Annotated in this window: 17 protein-coding genes and 1 pseudogene; 11 read left to right on the top strand and 7 right to left on the bottom strand. The window is 53.9% G+C overall.

The features are described from left to right. Window positions 1-69: 69 nt before the first annotated feature. Entirely contained in the window at window positions 70-3,276 is a 3,207-nt protein-coding gene (gene recC, locus MON40_RS01475) for an exodeoxyribonuclease V subunit gamma (RefSeq protein WP_003779709.1), read from the top strand. A gap of 69 nt (window positions 3,277-3,345) precedes the next feature. Then, window positions 3,346-3,711 carry a hypothetical protein gene (locus MON40_RS01480; protein ID WP_242925973.1) on the top strand — a complete coding sequence of 122 codons (366 nt, stop codon included), beginning with the start codon at window positions 3,346-3,348 and terminating at the stop codon, window positions 3,709-3,711. Between the two features lie 82 nt (window positions 3,712-3,793). Here the strand turns inward: MON40_RS01480 and pdxA are convergent, their stop codons facing one another. Together pdxA and MON40_RS01490 are read right to left on the bottom strand one after the other, a co-directional pair. Then, window positions 3,794-4,792, bottom strand: a complete 999-nt coding sequence (gene pdxA, locus MON40_RS01485; protein ID WP_003779711.1) for a 4-hydroxythreonine-4-phosphate dehydrogenase PdxA — start codon at window positions 4,790-4,792, stop codon at window positions 3,794-3,796. A 97-nt stretch (window positions 4,793-4,889) separates the two neighbouring features. Continuing rightward, window positions 4,890-6,665, bottom strand: coding sequence for a J domain-containing protein (locus MON40_RS01490; RefSeq protein WP_003779712.1), 1,776 nt, complete (start codon window positions 6,663-6,665; stop codon window positions 4,890-4,892). 358 nt (window positions 6,666-7,023) lie between these two features. Between MON40_RS01490 and MON40_RS13345 the strand changes: the two genes are divergently transcribed. Next, the gene (locus MON40_RS13345) at window positions 7,024-7,155 is read left to right on the top strand and encodes a hypothetical protein (RefSeq protein WP_276308314.1); all 132 of its coding nucleotides are present in this window, start codon (window positions 7,024-7,026) and stop codon (window positions 7,153-7,155) included. Between the two features lie 17 nt (window positions 7,156-7,172). Here MON40_RS13345 and MON40_RS01495 read toward each other — a convergent pair whose 3' ends face one another. Then, entirely contained in the window at window positions 7,173-7,466 is a 294-nt protein-coding gene (locus MON40_RS01495) for a response regulator FrzS (protein ID WP_242925974.1), read from the bottom strand. Window positions 7,467-7,696: 230 nt separating this feature from the next. On the opposite strand from MON40_RS01495, the gene MON40_RS01500 reads away from it, so the two are divergent. The 4 genes and pseudogenes from MON40_RS01500 to MON40_RS01515 all read left to right on the top strand — a co-directional run bounded on the left by MON40_RS01500 (window position 7,697) and on the right by MON40_RS01515 (window position 12,004). Then, window positions 7,697-8,467, top strand: a complete 771-nt coding sequence (locus MON40_RS01500; RefSeq protein WP_003741993.1) for a ParA family protein — start codon at window positions 7,697-7,699, stop codon at window positions 8,465-8,467. A 336-nt stretch (window positions 8,468-8,803) separates the two neighbouring features. Continuing rightward, a pseudogene (gene gltS / locus MON40_RS01505) lies at window positions 8,804-10,023 on the top strand (sodium/glutamate symporter). 127 nt (window positions 10,024-10,150) lie between these two features. Next, window positions 10,151-11,167: a lysozyme inhibitor LprI family protein gene (locus MON40_RS01510; RefSeq protein WP_003761924.1), complete on the top strand. Its 1,017-nt coding sequence runs from the start codon at window positions 10,151-10,153 to the stop codon at window positions 11,165-11,167. Between the two features lie 180 nt (window positions 11,168-11,347). After that, the gene (locus tag MON40_RS01515) at window positions 11,348-12,004 is read left to right on the top strand and encodes a hypothetical protein (RefSeq protein ID WP_003779720.1); all 657 of its coding nucleotides are present in this window, start codon (window positions 11,348-11,350) and stop codon (window positions 12,002-12,004) included. A 266-nt stretch (window positions 12,005-12,270) separates the two neighbouring features. Here MON40_RS01515 and fba read toward each other — a convergent pair whose 3' ends face one another. Further along, window positions 12,271-13,335, bottom strand: coding sequence for a class II fructose-bisphosphate aldolase (gene fba / locus MON40_RS01520; RefSeq protein WP_003761919.1), 1,065 nt, complete (start codon window positions 13,333-13,335; stop codon window positions 12,271-12,273). Window positions 13,336-13,546: 211 nt separating this feature from the next. Here fba and MON40_RS01525 point away from each other — a divergent pair, with 211 nt between their 5' ends. Both MON40_RS01525 and xerC read left to right on the top strand, forming a co-directional pair. Further along, entirely contained in the window at window positions 13,547-13,975 is a 429-nt protein-coding gene (locus MON40_RS01525) for an acyl-CoA thioesterase (protein ID WP_003779723.1), read from the top strand. A gap of 2 nt (window positions 13,976-13,977) precedes the next feature. Then, window positions 13,978-14,877, top strand: coding sequence for a tyrosine recombinase XerC (xerC, locus tag MON40_RS01530; RefSeq protein ID WP_003779724.1), 900 nt, complete (start codon window positions 13,978-13,980; stop codon window positions 14,875-14,877). 103 nt (window positions 14,878-14,980) lie between these two features. Here the strand turns inward: xerC and MON40_RS01535 are convergent, their stop codons facing one another. The 3 genes from MON40_RS01535 to MON40_RS01545 form a co-directional block, all read right to left on the bottom strand. After that, entirely contained in the window at window positions 14,981-15,910 is a 930-nt protein-coding gene (locus MON40_RS01535; RefSeq protein WP_003779725.1) for a helix-turn-helix transcriptional regulator, read from the bottom strand. Between the two features lie 227 nt (window positions 15,911-16,137). Beyond that, window positions 16,138-16,794, bottom strand: coding sequence for an NAD(P)-dependent oxidoreductase (locus MON40_RS01540; RefSeq protein ID WP_003779727.1), 657 nt, complete (start codon window positions 16,792-16,794; stop codon window positions 16,138-16,140). A 164-nt stretch (window positions 16,795-16,958) separates the two neighbouring features. Then, window positions 16,959-17,951, bottom strand: coding sequence for a DUF7021 domain-containing protein (locus tag MON40_RS01545; protein WP_003779730.1), 993 nt, complete (start codon window positions 17,949-17,951; stop codon window positions 16,959-16,961). 186 nt (window positions 17,952-18,137) lie between these two features. On the opposite strand from MON40_RS01545, the gene MON40_RS01550 reads away from it, so the two are divergent. Next, window positions 18,138-19,028 (top strand): LysR family transcriptional regulator, encoded by an 891-nt coding sequence (locus MON40_RS01550; RefSeq protein ID WP_039863225.1) that lies wholly within the window; start codon window positions 18,138-18,140, stop codon window positions 19,026-19,028. Beyond that, a complete protein-coding gene (locus MON40_RS01555) occupies window positions 19,025-19,303 on the top strand; it encodes a GIY-YIG nuclease family protein (RefSeq protein ID WP_003779732.1) in 279 nt (92 codons plus the stop codon). The genes MON40_RS01550 and MON40_RS01555 overlap by 4 nt, the downstream gene beginning before the upstream one ends. The last annotated feature ends 63 nt before the right edge of the window (window positions 19,304-19,366 follow it).

A 19,366-nucleotide genomic window follows, 5' to 3' on the forward strand; every position in this document is an offset into this window, starting at 1 on the left:
TGCGCTTGCAGAGAAATCAAGGGACTTTATAATCTGTCTTGCGTTCTTAACCTCTTGCTTTTAATCGCCATGTTCTACCTCTACCAATCCAACCGCCTCGAATCGCTAGCCGCCCTGTTTGCCGGAATCCAAAGGGTCAGGCCGCTTGAGTCTGCTTTGGCGGCGGAACAGATTGTGGTGCAGAGTCAGGGGATGCGGCGTTATTTGAGCGTGTATCTGGCGCGCGAACTGGGGGTAGCGGCGAATTTGCAATTCAGCCTGCCGGCGGGTTTGACGTGGCAGTTGATGCAGAAGCTGATTCCCGATATTCCCGCGCTCAGTCCGTTTTCGCCGGAGGTGATGCGCTGGCGGCTTTTGGATTTGTTCCGCAGCGAGCGTTTTCAGACGACCTCTGAATTTGAAAACGTCCGCTCTGTCTTGCAAAGCTATTTGGGCAGCGGCGAGTCGGCGGATTATCAGTTGGCGGGGCAGTTGGCGGATATTTTCGACCAGTATCTGGTGTACCGGCCGCAGTGGATTGATGCCTGGCAGGAAGGCAAACTTCTGGGGCTGGGCGAGGACGAGGTCTGGCAGGCGCAGCTTTGGCGCTATTTGGACGACGGCAACCAATCTGCGCCGCATCGTGTGGAGCTGTGGGAAAAGCTGCTGTCGTCTTTGGATAAGGCGCACCTGCCCGAGCGGTTTTTCGTATTCGGCATTTCGACGATGGCGCCGATGTATTTGCAGCTTTTGCAGAAAATTTCGGAACATTGCGATGTGTTTGTGTTCGCGCTCAATCCGAGCGGGCAGTATTGGGGCAATGTGATTGAGGCGGCGCAGCTGTTGAAGGGCGGCGACGATGCGGATTTGTCGCAAACGGGGCATCCGCTGTTGGCATCGCTGGGCAAGCAGGGGCGTGATTTTTTTGATTTTCTGACGGAAATCGGCTTGGAGGAGCAGCCTGTGTTTGAAGAGGTTTCAGACGACACGCTGCTGCACTGCCTGCAAAACGATATTCAAAACCTGCGTATGCCGTCTGAACACAGCCGCACGGATTTGCTGGGCGACGGCTCCGTCCGTATCGTGTCGGCACACAGCCCCCTGCGAGAATTGCAGATTTTGAAGGACAAGCTGTTGCGGATTCTGCACGAACATCCCGACTGGCAGCCGCACGATATTGCCGTTTTGACGCCGAACATCGAACCGTACAGCCCGTTTATCGAGGCGGTGTTCGGGCAGGCGCAGGGCGGGGCGCAGGCTTTGCCGTATTCGGTGTCGGACGTAAAACTCAGCCGCCGCCAGCCGCTGCTTTACGCGCTGGAGCAGACGCTGGATTTGCTGGAAAGCCGGTTTGAAGTCGATAAAGTGCTGCCGCTGTTGGAAAGCGGTTTGGTGCTGCGCCGTTTCGGGCTGACGGCGGACGATTTGCCGCTGCTGCACGACACCATTGCCGAATTGAACGTGCATTGGGGGTTGGACGGAACAATGCGCGGCGCAGCGGACAATTTGTTTACTTGGCAGCAGGCGTTGGAACGCATCGTGTTGGGCTGGATGCTGCCCGACGACGGCAGCTCTCTCTGGCAAAACGTCAGCGCGTGGCACGGCGACGTCAACCGCCTTGATGTGTTCGGCCGCTTTGCCGCCTTTATCCGCACGCTGTCCCGCCTTGCCGCCGAGTGGCGCAAACCCGCAACGGCAGAGGAATGGACGGAACGCTGCCGCGATTTGGTGCAGTCATTATTCCTGCCCGACGCCGACGACCAATACGCCTTGCAGCAGTTTGAGCAGGCGTTGGCAAAATGGCAGGAAGAAACCGAGTTGGCAGGCTTTCGCGGCACTTTGCCGCAACACACCGTTATCCGCCACATCCGCCGCTTTTTGGGCAGCGAAAGCCAAGCGGGCTTCCTGCGCGGCGGCATCACCTTTTGCAGCATGGTGCCGATGAGGAGCCTGCCGTTTAAAGTCATCTGCCTCTTGGGTCTGAACGACGGCGATTTCCCGCGTAACACTAAAGCCGCCGTGTTCGACCTGATTGCCAAACACCCGCAAAAAGGCGACCGCGCCCGCCGCGACGACGACCGCTACCTCTTCCTCGAAGCCATCATCAGCGCGCGCGACATCCTTTATCTTTCCTACGTCGGCCGCAGCATCCGCAACGACGACGAACTCGCCCCGTCCGCCCTTGTCAGCGAACTCATCGACACCATCGCCGCCATGACCGGACGGCGCAGCAAAGAGCTGGCGGAACACTGGGTCGAACAACATCCCCTGCAACCGTTCTCACACCGCTATTTCATCGCAGACAAAATTTCAGACGACCTCTTCAGCACGCGGCAGGACTACGCCGAAGCCCTCAACCGCCCGCGCGAACAGGTGCGTCCGTTTTTCAGCGAAGCCCTCGAAGAAAACACCCCCGTCCCGACCGTCTGGCAGGACGACTTCATCCGCTTCTGGAAAAATCCCGTCAAAGCATGGCTGCAACAAACCTTGGGCTGGCGCGAACCCTACCGCGACGAAGCATGGGAATCCGCCGAACCCTTCGAGCCGCAACGCGCCGACAAAATCGCCGCCGCCTACCTCGATGCCCGCCGCCACAACCAAGACTTTCAAGAAACCGCCGTCCGCCTCGACGCCGAAAGCCTGTTACCCGCCGGTGAATTGGGTAAATTGTGGCAGCAGAATTTCCAAGCCGCCGCCAAACGCATCGACAGCGAATTGCTGCAAAGCCCCAAACTGCCGCCCTTTGCCTATGAAATCCAGTTCGACGGGCAAACCCTGCAAGGCAGCCTCGGCAACCTGTACCAATGCGGCCAAGTGTTCTACCTCGACCGAAAACCCAACGCCCCGCAACGCATCGCCCTCCTGCTCGAACATTTAATCTTTTGCGCAGTAGGGTCGTCTGAAACCGAAACCTACCAAACCTATATCGTTCAGCCCGAAGAAACGACGCTTTATCCCGCAATCCCTAGCAGCCACGCGCAACAAATGCTGCAAAAATGGCTGACGTTCTTCAACCTCGGACAAACGCGCCCGCTGCCTTTCTTCGCCAAAACCAGCCTCGCCGCCGCCGAAGCCTACGGCAAAAAACAGAGCTGGGAAGATGCCCTGAACAAAGCCAAGGAAAGCTATCACGGCAACAAAGTCAGCAAAGGCCAAAAAGACTATACCGAAGTTGCCTTAGTGTTCGGCAACGAAGACATTGAGCCGGTGGAAGGGGCGTTGTTTCAAGGATTGGTGGAAGAACTGCTGATACCGCTGCTGGACGCGGTAAATGAAGAATCGTCGGATGCGGCATAGAAGTCGGAAATCGGAAGAGGCCGTACCACAGGCAGGCTGCGCACTCTGAAAATGCAAAAGGAGCAAATGATGTTGAAACATTTTATTGCGATCGCTGTCGCCGTTTTATTGAGTCAAACGGCGTACAGCCAAGCCAAACCGAGAGCAACCATGTACACCGACTACACCGCCATCGTTGAAGATAAATGCGCCATCGCGGCAGACGGCGGCAGCATGATGCTGACCGTGCGCAACGCGGCAGGCAAGGAAACGGTTTTCTTTATCAACCGTGGTTTTGATGTCAAAAATACGCCTAAGTACAACCAAGTCCGTGATGACAAAGGGCATAAGCTGAGCAACGAGGAGAAAAAGCAGTTGTTTGCGCACTTGAAGACTTTAAAAACAAGGTGCAACAGCGAGGACTGCGCCGAGTTTGTGGATTCGTTTGTCAGGTAAACCGCATATCGTTTCGGCTGGCGTTGCTGGTTTTCAGACGACCTTGGGCTTCAAGAACTTATGTGATAAACGAAATCCGATTTCAGGAACGCGGGTCGATATGGCGCGCCATTTCCAATGCGGTAGCGACGGCGGTCATGAGGCTGCCTGAGTCTGCTTTGCCCGTTCCGGCAAGGTCGAGGGCGGTACCGTGATCGACCGAGGTGCGGATAAAGGGCAGCCCGAGCGTGATGTTGACGCCTTGCCCGAAGCTCGCGTATTTGAGCGTGGGCAGCCCTTGGTCGTGATACATCGCTAAAACGGTATCAGCGTCTTTGAGTAAAAAGGGCTGGAACACCGTATCGGCGGGATAGGGGCCGCGTGCGTCTATGCCTTCGCTTCGCAGCTGCTTGAGCGCGGGGATGATGATGTCGATTTCTTCATGGCCGAGATGGCCGTTTTCGCCTGCGTGCGGATTCAGTCCGGTCACTAGGATGCGGGGGCGGGCGATGCCGAATTTGTTGCGCAGGTCGGCGTGAAGGATGCGGGTCACGGACTCGACCAGCGGGCGGGTAATGGCGGCAGCGATGTCTTTGAGCGGAAGGTGGGTAGTAACGAGCGCCACTCGTAATCCGCCGCCCGCGAGCATCATGACGACTTGTTCGGTTTGGCTTTTTTCGGCGAGGTATTCGGTGTGGCCGCTGAAGAAATGGTCGCTGGCGTGTCCGTCGTTGATGACGCCTTTGTGCAGCGGCGCAGTAACCATGCCGTCGAAGAGGTCGTCTGAAATGCCTTGATAGGCAGTGTCCAGCAGTTTGAGGACGTAGGCGGCATTGGCGGGATGGAGTTTGCCCGCTTGGCAGGGCGCGTCTAAAGGAATGTGCAACACTTCCAATATGCCGCGTTCGGGCTTGCCGCCCTGCGGGTCGAAATCTTGCAGGGTGATGGTTTTGCCTAATTGTTCGGCACGGCTTTGCAGCAGATTTTTGTCGCCCAACACGATGCAGCGGCACGGCAAATCGGCAAACGCCAAATCCAAGCAGATATCGGGGCCGATGCCGGCAGGTTCGCCCGAAGTGACGGCTAAAACAGGTAAAGTCATGCGGATTCCTTATGGAATGATTCTGTTGCAGAAAAATGAAAACAGCGTTGTACGGTATAGTTGAGGTCGTCTGAAAACTTTTCAGACGACCTTTAGCTTATGCCCGCATCAGGCTGCGGTAGGCATTTTGTTTCAAAACGAGCACCAGCCAGCCGAGTACGAATGCGGTCGGGTAAAACCACAGCATCCGATTTCCGCCAAGCGGCAGGATAAGCGTCAGCATACATGCCAGTACGCCGAAACCCAAAGGCGTCCAAATATCATCCCGTTCGGCATAGTCGGCACACCGCTGCGGCAGCGTCAGCATCCAAACCAGTGCGGAGGCGAATGAAGCGGCTGCTCTGATAGGGAAGGATGCGTTGGGCGAACAAGGTGCCAGCAGGAATTGCGCCTGTTTTTTTGACAGATGGGGATGGAACGACCGCAGATACAGATTGGCGTTGAACCACAACAATATCATCAAAGCCGTCAGGATAAGCAATACCGAGTTGCCCGCCGTTTGCTCCAAATGTTTGTTTATCACATTGATTATCGGAAACATGGACATCAAGGACAGATTGACCGTCAGGCCGCCGACAATACTCCGTTCGCTTTTGATGTAGGAGAAAAAGGTACACCATGAATATATCCATGCGAGTACGGTCAGCAGGAAGAACATTACCGAACCGGTCGGGGTCAGGCACACGGCGGTCATCACGACAGGCAATACGAGCGCGCGCACAATCGCCGCTTTTTTAAACACAAAAGTCACCGTGAAGAGTTTGTAGAGAGACGGCAGCCATGTGAAAAATATGCTTCGGCAGACATTGACCAAGAAACACAAGAGCGCCAGCGTGAGGGTGGAGACGAGGGCCAACGAATAATACGCCTCGATATAGGCGGATAAAGCGTCATCGGCTGCCGCTGTAAACATGGCGACGAATATCGCCACAATCGGCAGCACAATCCGCATCTGCCGCCATGATTGCGCTTTCTGTAAAACAGACGTCAGTTTTGTCTTTCGCCTCATCAGCGCTGTGCGTACGGATGGCGATATTTCTTCCTGTAAAGTCGTATTCAGGAAAAACGCATTCACCGTTGCCCGCATATCGCGCCCTTGCTCAGTCAGACGGTTCAAGCTGTGCAGGAGCGGGAATTTGCCATTGGCGTTGTCAGACAAAACTTCCGCCGCATTGATGCAGTCATAAACCCACTCCAGCTCGTCCGTGTTCATACGGTGGAGGACTTCGCGGCTCTCGTGCCAGCGGAAATAAGACGCCCATTGCGCCCATACGATGATATTCGAAATATACCGATCGCGCAGAAAATCCAAAAATTCCCAAGCAATATATTCCGATTCGCCCAAAGGCAGCCGGTCCAATAAAGCGCGGATGTCGGGCCAGGAGCGTTCCAACGCCTCACTTTTCCCTTCATCTTGAATGCGTCCGATTTCCGCCAAAATATAATCCGCATCTACGCCATCGTATCCATGGTATGAATAAGCCTCGGCAGTTGCGCCGCTATATCCGTAGGGGTCGTCTGAAACATCAGTTTCTTCAATATGGTCTGTTTCTGCGTCTTTCCATGTATCGTGCGGATAGGCTTGGGTCGACTCATATGCCGCCGCCCCGTCAACATATTCGGTATGTCCATCAGGGTCGTCTGAAATATCTGCCTCATCGTTATCGGCATGATCCCAAGACCAATCGTCCGCGTCCTCTTCCTCATCGATGTAGGGCGCACGCGCCAAAGCCTCATCAAACGCCTCGCGCAGCCGCTGATATCCCTCCGCGTCATCGTCCGGACGTGTCGATTTCAACAGCTTCGCATAAGCGCGCCTGATGGCACGTTCGTCACCGGTAGGCGCAATGTGCAGAATTTCCCAGCAATCCATAGATTTCCTTGTTGTGGTATGAGTAGCGGCAAGTCATAAAGTATACAGCCTGGCTTGGTTCAAATTCAAAGGAAACGATACCGCTATCGGCATGACACAACGCCACTTGCCTTTAAAATATAGTGGATTAACTTTAAACCATTACGGCGTTGCCTCGCCTTAGCTCAAAGAGAACGATTCTCTAAGGTGCTGAAGCACCAAGTGAATCGGTTCCGTACTATCTGTACTGTCTGCGGCTTCGTCGCCTTGTCCTGATTTAAATTTAATCAACTATACCGTTAAAAAGGTCGTCTGAAACCCGATTCCGTTTCAGACGACCTTTGTGTTCAAACCCCGTTATTCGTATTTTTCGCAACGGATGGCAGAGTCTTCGCAGAACATCGCCGAAGTTTCCGCATTGCAGACAGTGCGGACGGCGCGGCGCGCTTCCCATTCGTTTTTCCCCGAAGCCTCAAACAACTTCTGGAACGGCTTGACGCTGCACACATAAACCCGATTCGGGTTGTACTATTTTGACTTGGCAAGGCGTTTTTCCAATTTACTGATACGGGCTTCCAAAGCCGCTATCCGCTCATTCTCTCCCATGCCGGAACGCGCCTCCTGTGCGGCAATAAAAGCCTCAATACGCGCCAGATCCGCAGCTAACCGCGCCAGTTCCGTTTCCATCTGAGCCTGTGCTGATTCCAACCGAGCCTGTTTGGCAGCCAAAGCCGAACTCTGCACATCCCGATCGGTAACAGAAGCCGCATTGGCAGCAGGCAAAACAGCGGCAAGCATCAGGGCAAAGAAAGATTTTTTCATGATATATCTCTAGGTCAGTTACAAAAACGGCATATTATATAGAAAACCCACATTGAATCAGCCGGCATTACCCCGCCTTGTCTGGATTTAAAGAGAATTTACCGAAACGCAGGCAGAAATGCGACAAAGATGCCTCTCTCCACCGAAGCTCCTTTTCAGACGACCTTATACCCATTTCAAGCAAAAAACGTTAAAATTCCGCCATTCACCTATCCGACAGCAGCAAAAACATGAGCGCACAAATCCTCGCCGTCGCCAACCAAAAAGGCGGCGTCGGCAAAACCACCACCACCGTCAACCTCGCGGCATCGCTCGCCTCCAAAGGCAAACGCGTCCTCGTCATCGACCTCGACCCGCAAGGCAACGCCACCACAGGCAGCGGCATAGACAAAGCCCGCCTCGAAGAAGGCGTGTACCAAGTCGTATTGGGCGATACCGACATCAAAACCGCCGTCGTCCGCAGCGGGGACGGCAGCTACGACGTACTCGGCGCAAACCGCGCGCTTGCCGGTGCCGAAATCGAGCTGGTGCAAGAAATCGCCCGCGAAATCCGCCTCAAAAACGCCCTGCAAACCGTCGAAAACGACTACGACTTCGTCCTCATCGACTGCCCCCCTTCGCTGACCCTGCTCACGCTCAACGGACTCGTCGCCGCCAACGGCGTCATCGTCCCCATGTTGTGCGAATACTATGCCCTCGAAGGCATCTCCGACCTCATCGCCACCGTGCGCAAAATCCGTCAGGCAATCAACCCGCGCCTCGACATCACCGGCATCGTCCGCACCCTCTACGACAGCCGCAGCCGCCTCGTCGTCGAAGTCAGCGAACAACTTTTCCAACATTTCGGCAACCTGATGTTCCAAACCGTCATCCCCCGCAACGTCCGCCTCGCCGAAGCCCCCAGCCACGGCATGCCCGCGCTCGCCTACGACGCCAATGCCAAAGGCACCAAAGCCTACCTCGCCTTGGCGGAAGAACTGTTGGAGCGGACTAAAGGTTGATTGAGTCTGGAAGATAAAAAGGTCGTCTGAAAACTTGATTTCCAAGTTTTCAGACGACCTTTTTCCATTATTAAGCCCATATTCTGGCGAAAAGAATTGTCAACAATAATATCATTCGGATTAAAAATATTTAATTAATAAACAAAAAGTAGCTTCATGTAATGCCATGATGCTTATAAATATTTTGATGATTTTAAAAATGCCATATGTAAAAAATTCAAAAAACAAAAGGCTATTCTTTGACAATCTTTAACCCATCCCCTAATATCCAACAGTTTGATTCCGCAAGGCGGATTTAAGAAAAACATTTTTGAGATTTTGAGAGGTAAAACGATTATGGAATGGGAATTTAACAGTTACTACACGTTGATTGCCGCCACATTGGTTTTGTTGATTGGTAAGGTTTTGGTAAACAAAGTCAAATTCCTGCGCGATTTCAACATTCCCGAGCCTGTGGCAGGCGGCTTGATTGCTGCGATTGTCCTGTTTGCACTGCATCAAGCCTACGGCGTGAGCTTCAAATTTGAAAAACCGCTGCAAGATGCATTCATGCTGATTTTCTTCACTTCTATCGGTTTGAGCGCGGACTTTTCCCGCCTGAAAGCGGGCGGTCTGCCGTTGGTGATTTTCACCGCCGTCGTAGGGGCATTTATCATCGTGCAGAACTTTGTCGGCGTCGGCTTGGCGAAGGTTTTAGGACTGGATCCGCTTATCGGTCTGATTACCGGCTCGATTACCCTGACCGCGGACACGGTACGGCAGGTGCATGGGGACCTGACTTTGAAAACAAATTCGGCTTGGTCGGTGCTACCGGGTTAGGTATGGCTTCCGCCACGTTCGGTTTGGTATTCGGCGGCCTGATCGGCGGTCCGGTTGCGCGCCGTCTGATCAACAAAATGGGACGCAAGCCCATCGAGCAAAGCGGACAAAAGGCAAATTCAGACGAACATGCCGACGACGTGTTCGAACAAGCGAAGCGCACCCGCCTGATTACCGCCGAATCCGCCGTCGAAACGCTTGCCATGTTTGCAGCGTGTTTGGCATTTGCCGAAATTGTGGACGGCTTCGACAAAGAATATCTGTATGACTTGCCGAAATTCGTATGGTGTCTGTTTGCCGGTGTCGTCATCCGCAACATTCTGACTTCTGCGTTTAAAGTCAATATGTTCGACCGCGCCATCGACGTATTCGGCAATGCCTCCCTGTCGCTTTTCCTTGCAATGGCGCTTTTGAACCTGAAATTGTGGGAACTGACCGGTCTGGCGGGTCCTGTAACCATCATTCTCGCCGTACAAACCGTCGTGATGATTCTGTACGCGACATTCGCCACCTACGTTTTTATGGGACGCGACTACGATGCGGCGGTTTTGGCGGCAGGACACTGCGGCTTCGGCTTGGGCGCAACGCCGACCGCCGTTGCCAATATGCAGTCCATCACTCAGACCTTCGGTCCTTCGCACAAAGCCTTCTTGATTGTGCCTATGGTCGGCGCGTTCTTCGTGGACTTGATTAACGCAGCAATCCTTTCCGGTTTTGTAAATGTCATTACCAAATAAGTAAGCATTTATAACGTTTCGTTGAAAAAGCACTTGCAACATTTACTTGTTGCAAGTGCTTTTGTTATGATGGTCGTCTGAACGACAAAACGATGCGGTTTCCGAGCCGTATCAAGGAGTATTATTTATGCACAAAAAACTGCTGGCTTTACCGCTTATCGCCCTGATGTTGGCGGCATGCGGCAAAGAAGAACCCAAGCAGGCTTTGGAGTGTGGCAATCCTGCCGCCATTCAAAGTATCCGCAACCAAATCCAAGAAACCATCAAGCGCGAGGCGCGTTCCTTTGTCCGTGCCGACAGCCGCCAATTTGTCGATGCCGATAAAATCATTGCCGCCGGCTCCGAGTTGAATATCGTCTTGGACAATCCGCAAGAAATTACGGAAGACAACAAATCCTTGTGCAGCGCCGATTTGAAAATCCAAATCCCTGCCGAAGTATTGCGTACCGCCGATGCCAACAGTCCGCTGATTTACAGCAATACCGGCTTGACCGAAATGCTTCAGCAGAAAATCATGGGCAGCAACCTGAGCTTTGAGAACAACACGTTCTCAACCAGCGTCCGCTATACGCCCGATCCGAAAGTCGGTACGGTTTCTTTGGAAGACAATACCGTCAACATGACTGCGCAAACCCTGTCTTCCTTACTGCTGCCTTACGGTGTCAAAAGCATCGTGATGATAGACGGTAAGGCAGTCAGCAAAGAAGAGGCAATCAAAATCCTGCAAAGTAAAGCCGCTGAAGAGCCGCCTGTCGCCAAAGCAGAAGATATTTTGGAAAACAACGCGGCGAGCCAAGCTTCGGGTGTACCGCCTGCCGCGGGCCTTGAAACCGAAATCCTGCGTCCTGACGGCGAAGAGAAGCAGGAGCAGCCGTCGTTCTCTCAAAGCGACTTAGATAATGCCCGTTCGCAAAACCATCAGGCAGAGGCGGAAATCAAAGGCGTATGGGACGGCATGGAGCGTACTGTCCAACAGGAAATGCTGGCAGAACAACGCGCTTGGATTCAAACCAAAAACCAAAACTGCCAACAGGCGGCAGCAAGGGCGGACAGTCCGGCGCAAAACGAATACCTCAAGCTCCAATGCGACACCCGCATGACGCGCGAGCGTACCCAATATCTGCGCGGCTATTCGATCAACTGACGCTGCAAAGCCGACGGCAGACGGGTGTTGATAAGCCTTCTGTCCGTTATTAAAAGGTCGTCTGAAATGCTGTTTGGCATTTCAGACGACCTTTGTATTGCGGTACAATCCACTATAAAAGCATCAGATGAAGCACCGAGTCAATCTCATTTTTTCCGTAAACCATAAGAAAGCACATTGATGAAAACCCTCGCATTCCTCCTGCTGACAAGCTTTTCCCTGCACGCTGCCGCACAAGATTATGTTCTGACGGAAGACCGTCTCAGCAGCGGCTCATTGGCACTCAACGGCAAACAAGTTTCTGTCGATACAGTCAACCCAAACGGCCATGTCTGTAATTATGAAGGCACAATCAAAAACCGTACCAGCAAAAACCGTAATGGTTGCGTCGTACATTTTTCCTTTACCAACAACAGCGTGAAGCTGAACATTCCGGATTCAGCCCGCGAAGCCTGCCAAGAATACTGCGGACATAATGCATCTTTCGAGGCGACCTATGAAAAATTGCCTGCCGCCTGTTCCGCAAAAGGCGCGGCAGCAATGGAAAAACGTTTTCAGGCCGCCTATCAGGGAAAACGCTACCGCGATGCTGTTGCTATCAAACAACGTTATCTCAACGAATGCGACAAGTTCCTCGATTTGACCGAATGGATGCGGACGCTGAACGACTTGTCCGTCAGCTATAAAAATGCCGGAGACAAAGCGGCATGCCGCAAGGCGCTTGCCCCGATGGATGAATGGCTGGAGGGTTACCAGCCGAGCTACCTCTACGAAGACGCATACAAACGAGAAGCCGCTGCCGCACAATTTAATTTGAAGCAATGCAGCGACAAATAATCGCCGCCCGTCATCGAATCCCACGCTAGTCAGGGAATAGGAAAAGTTCGCCTCTTCGGCAAACAAGGTCGTCTGAAAACAAACGCCGCTGGTTGTGTTCAACCTGAAGCCGTTTTCAGACGACCTTTTGTCTGGTTTGGAAAGTCGGCGTATTAAATTTAAATCAGAGCGGGCAGTGCAGTGCCGTACGGGTTTGCACTTGACCCATACCCCCTTCAAAACAAAACGGGCGGCTTGGATGGCCGCCCGTTTGATTGTCCCGTTGTTTATTTGATGATTTGGTTCAGCTCGCCTTTGGCGTAGCGGTTTGCCATTTTCTCAAGGGAAACGGGTTTGATTTTGCCTGCCTGACCTTCGCAACCGAATGCGAGGTAGCGGTCGAGACAGATTTGTTTCATGGCTTCGACGGTTTTGCTCAGGTATTTGCGCGGGTCGAATTCGGACGGGTTTTCTGCCATGAAGCGGCGGATGGCGCCGGTGGAGGCGAGGCGCAGGTCGGTGTCGATATTGACTTTACGCACGCCGTGTTTGATGCCTTCGACGATTTCTTCTACGGGTACGCCGTAGGTTTCGCCGATTTTGCCGCCGTATTCGTTGATGACTTTCAGCCATTCTTGCGGAACGGAGCTGGAGCCGTGCATAACGATGTGGGTGTTGGGCAGGGCTTGGTGGATTTCTTTGATGCGGTCGATGCGCAATACGTCGCCGGTGGGCGGACGGGTGAATTTGTATGCGCCGTGGCTGGTGCCGACGGCGATGGCGAGCGCGTCCACGCCGGTGTCTTTGACGAAGCGCACGGCATCTTCGACGCTGGTGAGCATTTGATCGTGCGAGAGTTTGCCTGCCGCACCTACGCCGTCTTCTTCGCCGGCTTCGCCGGTTTCGAGGTTGCCCAAGACGCCGATTTCGCCTTCGACGGATACGCCGCAGGCGTGGGAGAAGTTGACGACGGTACGGGTGGCGTTGACGTTGTATTCGTAGGTGGACGGGGTTTTGCCGTCTTCGAGCAGCGAGCCGTCCATCATGACGGAGGAGAAGCCCAGTTGGATGGAGCGTTGGCACACGTCGGGCGATGCGCCGTGGTCTTGGTGCATGACGACGGGGATGTGCGGGAATTCTTCGACGGCCGCCAAAATCAGGTGGCGTAAAAACGGCGCGCCTGCATATTTGCGCGCGCCGGCGGATGCTTGAACGATAACGGGGGCGTTGACTTGGTCTGCGGCTTCCATGATGGCGCGCATTTGTTCGAGGTTGTTGACGTTGAATGCGGGCAGGCCGTAGCTGTTTTCGGCGGCATGGTCGAGCAGTTGGCGCATGGATACGAGTGCCATTTAAATCTCCTTGGTGAGGTAGCGGGATGGTGATGTGGGAAATTATAATGTTTTTCTTATTAAAAAACTACACAGGGCTACATCAGTTTTATATATTAATGAGATTTTGGGCGGCTGCGGCGGGCAAACGGTGCGGTCGGCATTTATCTGACATGGTTTATAATAACGGTTTGTTTTCGGGGTCGTCTGAAACGGCGGCGGGAGGTGTGTGATGGCTAAGTTGGCAGTGGCGGATGTGGATGCGGTGTTGTTTCAGACGACCTTGCGCGTGCAGGTGGGCGATGTGAATTACGGCGGTCATCTGGCGAACGATGCCGTTTTGCGTTTGTGCCACGAGGTGCGGATGCGCTGGCTGGCAGGTTTGGGCTGGAGCGAAACGGACGCGGGCGGCGCGGGGCTGATTATGGCGGATGCGGCGGTGCAATATTTGGCACAAGGTTTTTACGGCGATGAAATGTCGGCGGAAATGGGCGTCGAGGACATCGGCAAGGGCGGGTTCGCGCTGCTGTTCCGCCTGACGCGCATCGCGGACGGCAAGGTGCTGGCGCGGGCGCGCACGGGCATGGTGTGTTTCGATTATGCGCGCCAAAAGGTTTGCCGGTTGCCGCAGGCTTTGAAAACCGTGTTGGAGGTCGTCTGAAAATGTTGGCGCGCGATTTCGGGCTGTCTTTGGACGGCTATTTGAAAATGTTGGGGCAACAGGGCAGGTCGGCGCACACGCTGTCTGCCTACGGGCGCGATTTGACCGAACTCGTGCGGCTTTTGACGGAAGGGTCGTCTGAAACGGCGCAGGATTTGAAACGGCGCGATTTTGTGGCAGCGTTGAAACGGTTGTCGCAACAAGGTTTGAGCGAACGGACGCTGGCGCGCAAATTGTCGGCGTGGCGGCAATATTGCGGCTGGCTCGTGCAGTCGGGCATGATGGACAACGATCCGACCTTCAACCTGAAAGCCCCGCGCCTGCCCGAACGCCTGCCCAAAGCCCTGCCGCAGGAAGAGTTGAACCATATGCTCGACAGCGCGCCTGCCGACGACAGTTTGGCGGTGCGCGACCATGCCTTGTTTGAACTGATGTACGGCAGCGGCCTGCGCCTGAGCGAGATACACGGCTTGGATTTGGGTGATGTGTTGCTGGACGAAGGCTGGGTGAGCGTAACCGGCAAAGGCAGGAAAGAGCGGCAAGTCCCGCTGTCGGGCAAAAGCGTCGAATCCTTGCGCGCCTACCTGTCCGAACGCGTGGCGGCAGACGGCGAAACCGCGCTCTTTACCGGCAAAAACGGCACGCGGCTCGGACAGCGGCAAATCCAAAAACGCCTTCAGGCATGGGCGGTACGGCAGGGCAGCGGGCAACACATTTCCCCGCACATGATGCGTCACAGCTACGCCAGCCACCTTTTGCAATCCTCGCGCGACATCCGCGCCGTGCAAGAGCTGTTGGGACACAGCAACCTTTCGACCACGCAGATTTACACCAAGCTGGATTTCGACCATCTGGCCAAGGTTTACGACGAGGGGCATCCGCGGGCGAAACGGAAAAAGTGAAGGGGGCAGTTTCAGAGGTTTCCATATCGAAGACTTGGCATGAACAAAGGTCGTCTGAAACCCTTTCAGACGACCTTTAAACCTCTAAACACCCCATCCGACATCAATCCTCCCGCTTGCGCACTTCCGCAGGCGTGCAGTCGAAATATTGCTTGAATGCCTGTGTGAAGCTGGATGTGTGTCCGTAGCCGCAGCGGTAGGCGATTTCGCTGATGCTCTCTTTGCCCGTCGTCAACGCATACAGCGCATATTGCATATGTTTGTGCCGCAGCCAGTCGCTGACGGTAATCCCGAAATAATCCCGCAGGCGGCGTTGCAGCGTCCGTTCGCTGACGTGCAGCGCGGCGGCGAGTTCCGCCACTTGGTGCGCGCCTTGGTCAAATGCCTGATTCAAACCATGCACAAACCCGTCTCCATCCGACGGGCGAACCGTCCCGCCTGATTTTTCAGGCGATGGCGACAACGGATAACGGCTGCAAAAATCGCGCCACAATCCCGCGAGCAACTGCAAAGCATCGGCTTCGCGCTGCAAAACATCGCCCAGACCGTCGCCTTGCGCCGACAGCATCAAACTGTTTTCCGCCAAAGCGCGCAATTCATCGCTCAAATGCCAATGCCGCACCGTCTCGCGGTAAACCGCTGGAAGCATCGCCGCGTATTGCGGTTGCGACAGCCATTGCTCTATGCCTTTCAACGTGATTTTCGCTGTTTTTTCCCCTTGGTAGAGATAACGGCTGAACAAAATCTCCTCCTCCGCAGCAATCAACACCACCCGTCCGCCGTCAGCCTCAATCTGATAGCGGTTTTGATTGATGGCGAAATCCAAACGCCCCTCCAGCAGCAGGATGAACGAAATATAAGGCTCGGCAAGCTGCGTGCTTTGGAAATCCTTTTGCGCGGTCACGCAGCCGCCATGCAGGGAAATGCCGCTGTGCAGCGTATCGAAACGGTAATTGCCGCTTAGATAATCGCTGCCGCCACCTTGTTGCACCAGTCGGACGAAATGTTGGCTGTTTAAAGAGTCTCTTTCCATAAATCATTTTATTTTCAACAGACTGCCAAACACAATAACACCGATTTCCCTTCAGGTAAACCGACACGAAGGTCGTCTGAAAACCAAGTCCGCGCCCTTGTTCCCCAAACGCTTCCGATAAAAAAGGGGAGGTCGGTTGTAGGGGGATGATGGAACGCGGATACAAAAAGGTCGTCTGAAAACCTGATTTACAAGGTTTTCAGACGACCTTTGCCCTAGAACGGCGGTTAAGCGGCGGCAACGGTAAAGCGTTCAAACAAATGCGCTTTGTTTTCCGCGTCGTCGGCGATGGCGACCGCCAAATCCGCCACGCTGATGCCTGCCGGAATTTCACCGTCCATCAGCAAATCGTCTTTGCCCAAGCGGTATTTGCCGGTTTTGTCTTCGCTGAAACCGCCGTCCGCGCCCAGTCGTGCCGGAGGGGAAACGAAAGACCAGTTCACATCGCGGCGCGGCAGGAGTGCCGTCAAAAGATGGCGTGCGGCATTGGCGCCGTCGTAAATGGCTTTGGGGAAGTCGGGCGTATCGACAACTTGCAAATCAGGTGCGACATACAGGCTGCCTGCGCCGCCGACGATTAAGAGATACGGTACTTGCGCCGCTTTTGCCGCTTCGACGATGCTGTTTGCGCCGCGTGTAAAATCCGCGCCGATATTGGGATTGGTCCAGCCGGGATTGAACGCGCTGACCACGGCGTCAAAGCCGGCCAGCTTGTCGGTGAAGTCCGCCGCGTTGACATCTACGGAGACGGCGGCAACATTTTGCGCTTGGAACACTTTGTCCGTGTTGCGCGCGAAAGCGGTCACTTCATGACCGCGACCCGCCAATTCTTGCACGACTGCGTTGCCGACATAACCTGTTGCGCCGATGACTGCGATTTTCATGTTTGACTCCTTGTTGGGATGTGATTAATTAGATGAACGCATTGTAAGGTCGTCTGAAACGCTTGATAATCCCTGTTTTACTGTTGTTATTATAAAGTTGAGCTAAATAATAGGATGAAAAAAGGTCGTCTGAAACGGGGTTTAAAGTTTCAGACGACCTGTTGTCAGTGGATGGATTCGATGCCGGTAATGTTCCCCTTGGGATCAAATGAGACATAGAAATAGTATTCGCCGTCAGGTACCAATGCATCGTCATCATTGTGAAACACGATATCGAAATCCTGATCGAAAAAATCCAATTTTTGCAGCTTTAAGTCTTGGAGGAAGCTTTCCGCCGTCGGATGCGGATTGGGAAAAAATCCGTCTTTGGTGCGGATGCCGTTGTGTTTGCGGATATGTTCGAGCAGGTAGGTGTTTAGGGAAGCATAGAGTTGCGTCTGTTGGGCAAATACTTCCGGCAAGCGTTTGAGCGTACCGCCCGCCGGTTTGTCGCCCTCTGCGTTCAAAGACAATTTCACAGGCAGCCCCGCCCATTCTGCCTTGGCTTCGAAATTTTCCATAAATGTGTTTAATCTGAATGTTGCCAGCGGATGGGTAAACAAAACGGGATTCAGATATTCGTGGCGTAGGTTTTCCAATTCTTGATTGTGGGCATCGCTTTCGAGTACCTCAACTAAAAGTATATGGCTCAACCACTCGCCTCCGAATGGCTCCCAATCCATGGCTAACTTACTTCGGATACGGTACACAGTCAGTGGCTTGAGCGTCTGAAATGAACAGTTTTTAAAAGGGTTGCTTGCATCGTCTTCTCCCCAGGTCAGCTTGTATACGGGCTGATCCATGAACGTACTGCTTTTAACATGGACATAGCCTAAAATTGGGCAGCTTTTGGCTTGGAATTGTTTTTTGCCGCCGCCTATGCCCGCATTAATCCTGAATATTCCTATTTCAGGGTCGAAATCGGAAGTCAAAACCAGCATTTCTTCCGGTTCGTTGGCGAATAAGTCGGCATAAACTGCCGTATTCAAATTCAAAGCCGCCAAACGCGCGCGCTCTTGTTCCTCTTCGGCAGAAGGGCCGATACCCAAAAAACGCAGCAGACGCGTCAGTATGCCTTCGCGTTTGACGCGGCCCGGTTCGTCGAAAGAAGCCATCATAAAATCCTTTTAAAATGTGAACATCAATTGGCGGTATACCTGAAAAAGGGTAGATATGCAAATGGCGATAAGCGAATATGGCTCAACCGCCCAATCAGTTCTGCGCCGATTTTTCATCCGCGCTATATAATCCGCAGTATTCCCAACAGGTCGTCTGAAAACGCCGATTCCAATCCGGTAAACACCATGCAAGACATCAAACCCCTGCTCGTTTTTGCCGCCGTCCTCAAACACGGCAGCATGAACGCCGCCGCTGCCGCGCTGGGCATGACCCCGTCTGCCGTCAGTCAGCACATCAACCGCCTCGAAACCCTGCACGGCATCAAGCTGTTAAACCGCAGCACGCGCAGCCTTTCGCCGACCGATGCCGGCCGCGCCTTGGGCGAATACTGCCGCCGCCTCGCCGCCACCCTTGCCGATACGCGTACCGTTATCGACAACCTCAAAACCGAACCCGTCGGCGAATTGCGTATCTCTCTGACTTCCAGCGTCATCAGTTCCCGCGCTTTTCAGACGGCGTTTTCCAGATTGCAAACCGAGTTTCCCAAAATCCGTCCCGTCCTCAATTTCAGCGATACCTTGGACGACCTGCAACACAATCAGACCGACATCGCCATACGCGGCGGCGACCGCGCTTTGGACGATCCCAATCTTATTGCGCGTCATCTCGTTACCTGGCCGTACACCATTTGCGCCGCACCCGATTACCTCGACCGCCATCAGCCCATCATCCATCCCTCGCAGCTTCATGCCCACCGCTGGCTGCACTTCCTGCCCGTCCGCACAACCTTACAACACGGCGGCGAAAGCTATTTTCTCGATATTGCCGACAGCATTGCCTGCACGCATCTTGCCGCCGTGCGCAGCCTGACCGAAAGCGGTTTCGGTTTATCTTTGCAAGTGGGCGGCGAAGTTCGGGAAAAAATCGCCCAAGGTCGTCTGAAAACCGTTTTGCCCGAATGGACGCTGCCGCCGGTCAGCCTTTATTTGGTGACGCCTTATCGCGTCCAGTCCGCCAAAACCGAAGCCGCCGTCCGCATCTTCACGGAAAGTTTCGCCAAGGAAGCAGACGCATGAACGCGGAAAATTGGTGCGTTTACCTGATTCTGTGTGAAAACGGCGCACTCTACTGCGGCATCAGCAACCGCCCGCAAGAGCGGTTTGCCGCCCACCTCGCCGGCAAAGGCGCGAAATACACGCGGCTGAACAAACCCGCGGCGATGCGTATCGTTTCAGACGGCCTCTCCAAAAGCGAGGCGCTGAAACGGGAAATCTCCATTAAAAAACTGACGGCAGAAAAGAAACGGGAATTGTGGGAAGCGGCGGCGGGAAATGCGGTTGCTTTAGAATAGCGGGTTTTGCCGCAAAATAGGCTTATGTCGGTAAGGGAAGAAACTTCTGCGGATGAGTAGGTA

The organism is Neisseria macacae ATCC 33926 (assembly GCF_022749495.1).
GTDB classification, from domain to species: domain Bacteria; phylum Pseudomonadota; class Gammaproteobacteria; order Burkholderiales; family Neisseriaceae; genus Neisseria; species Neisseria macacae.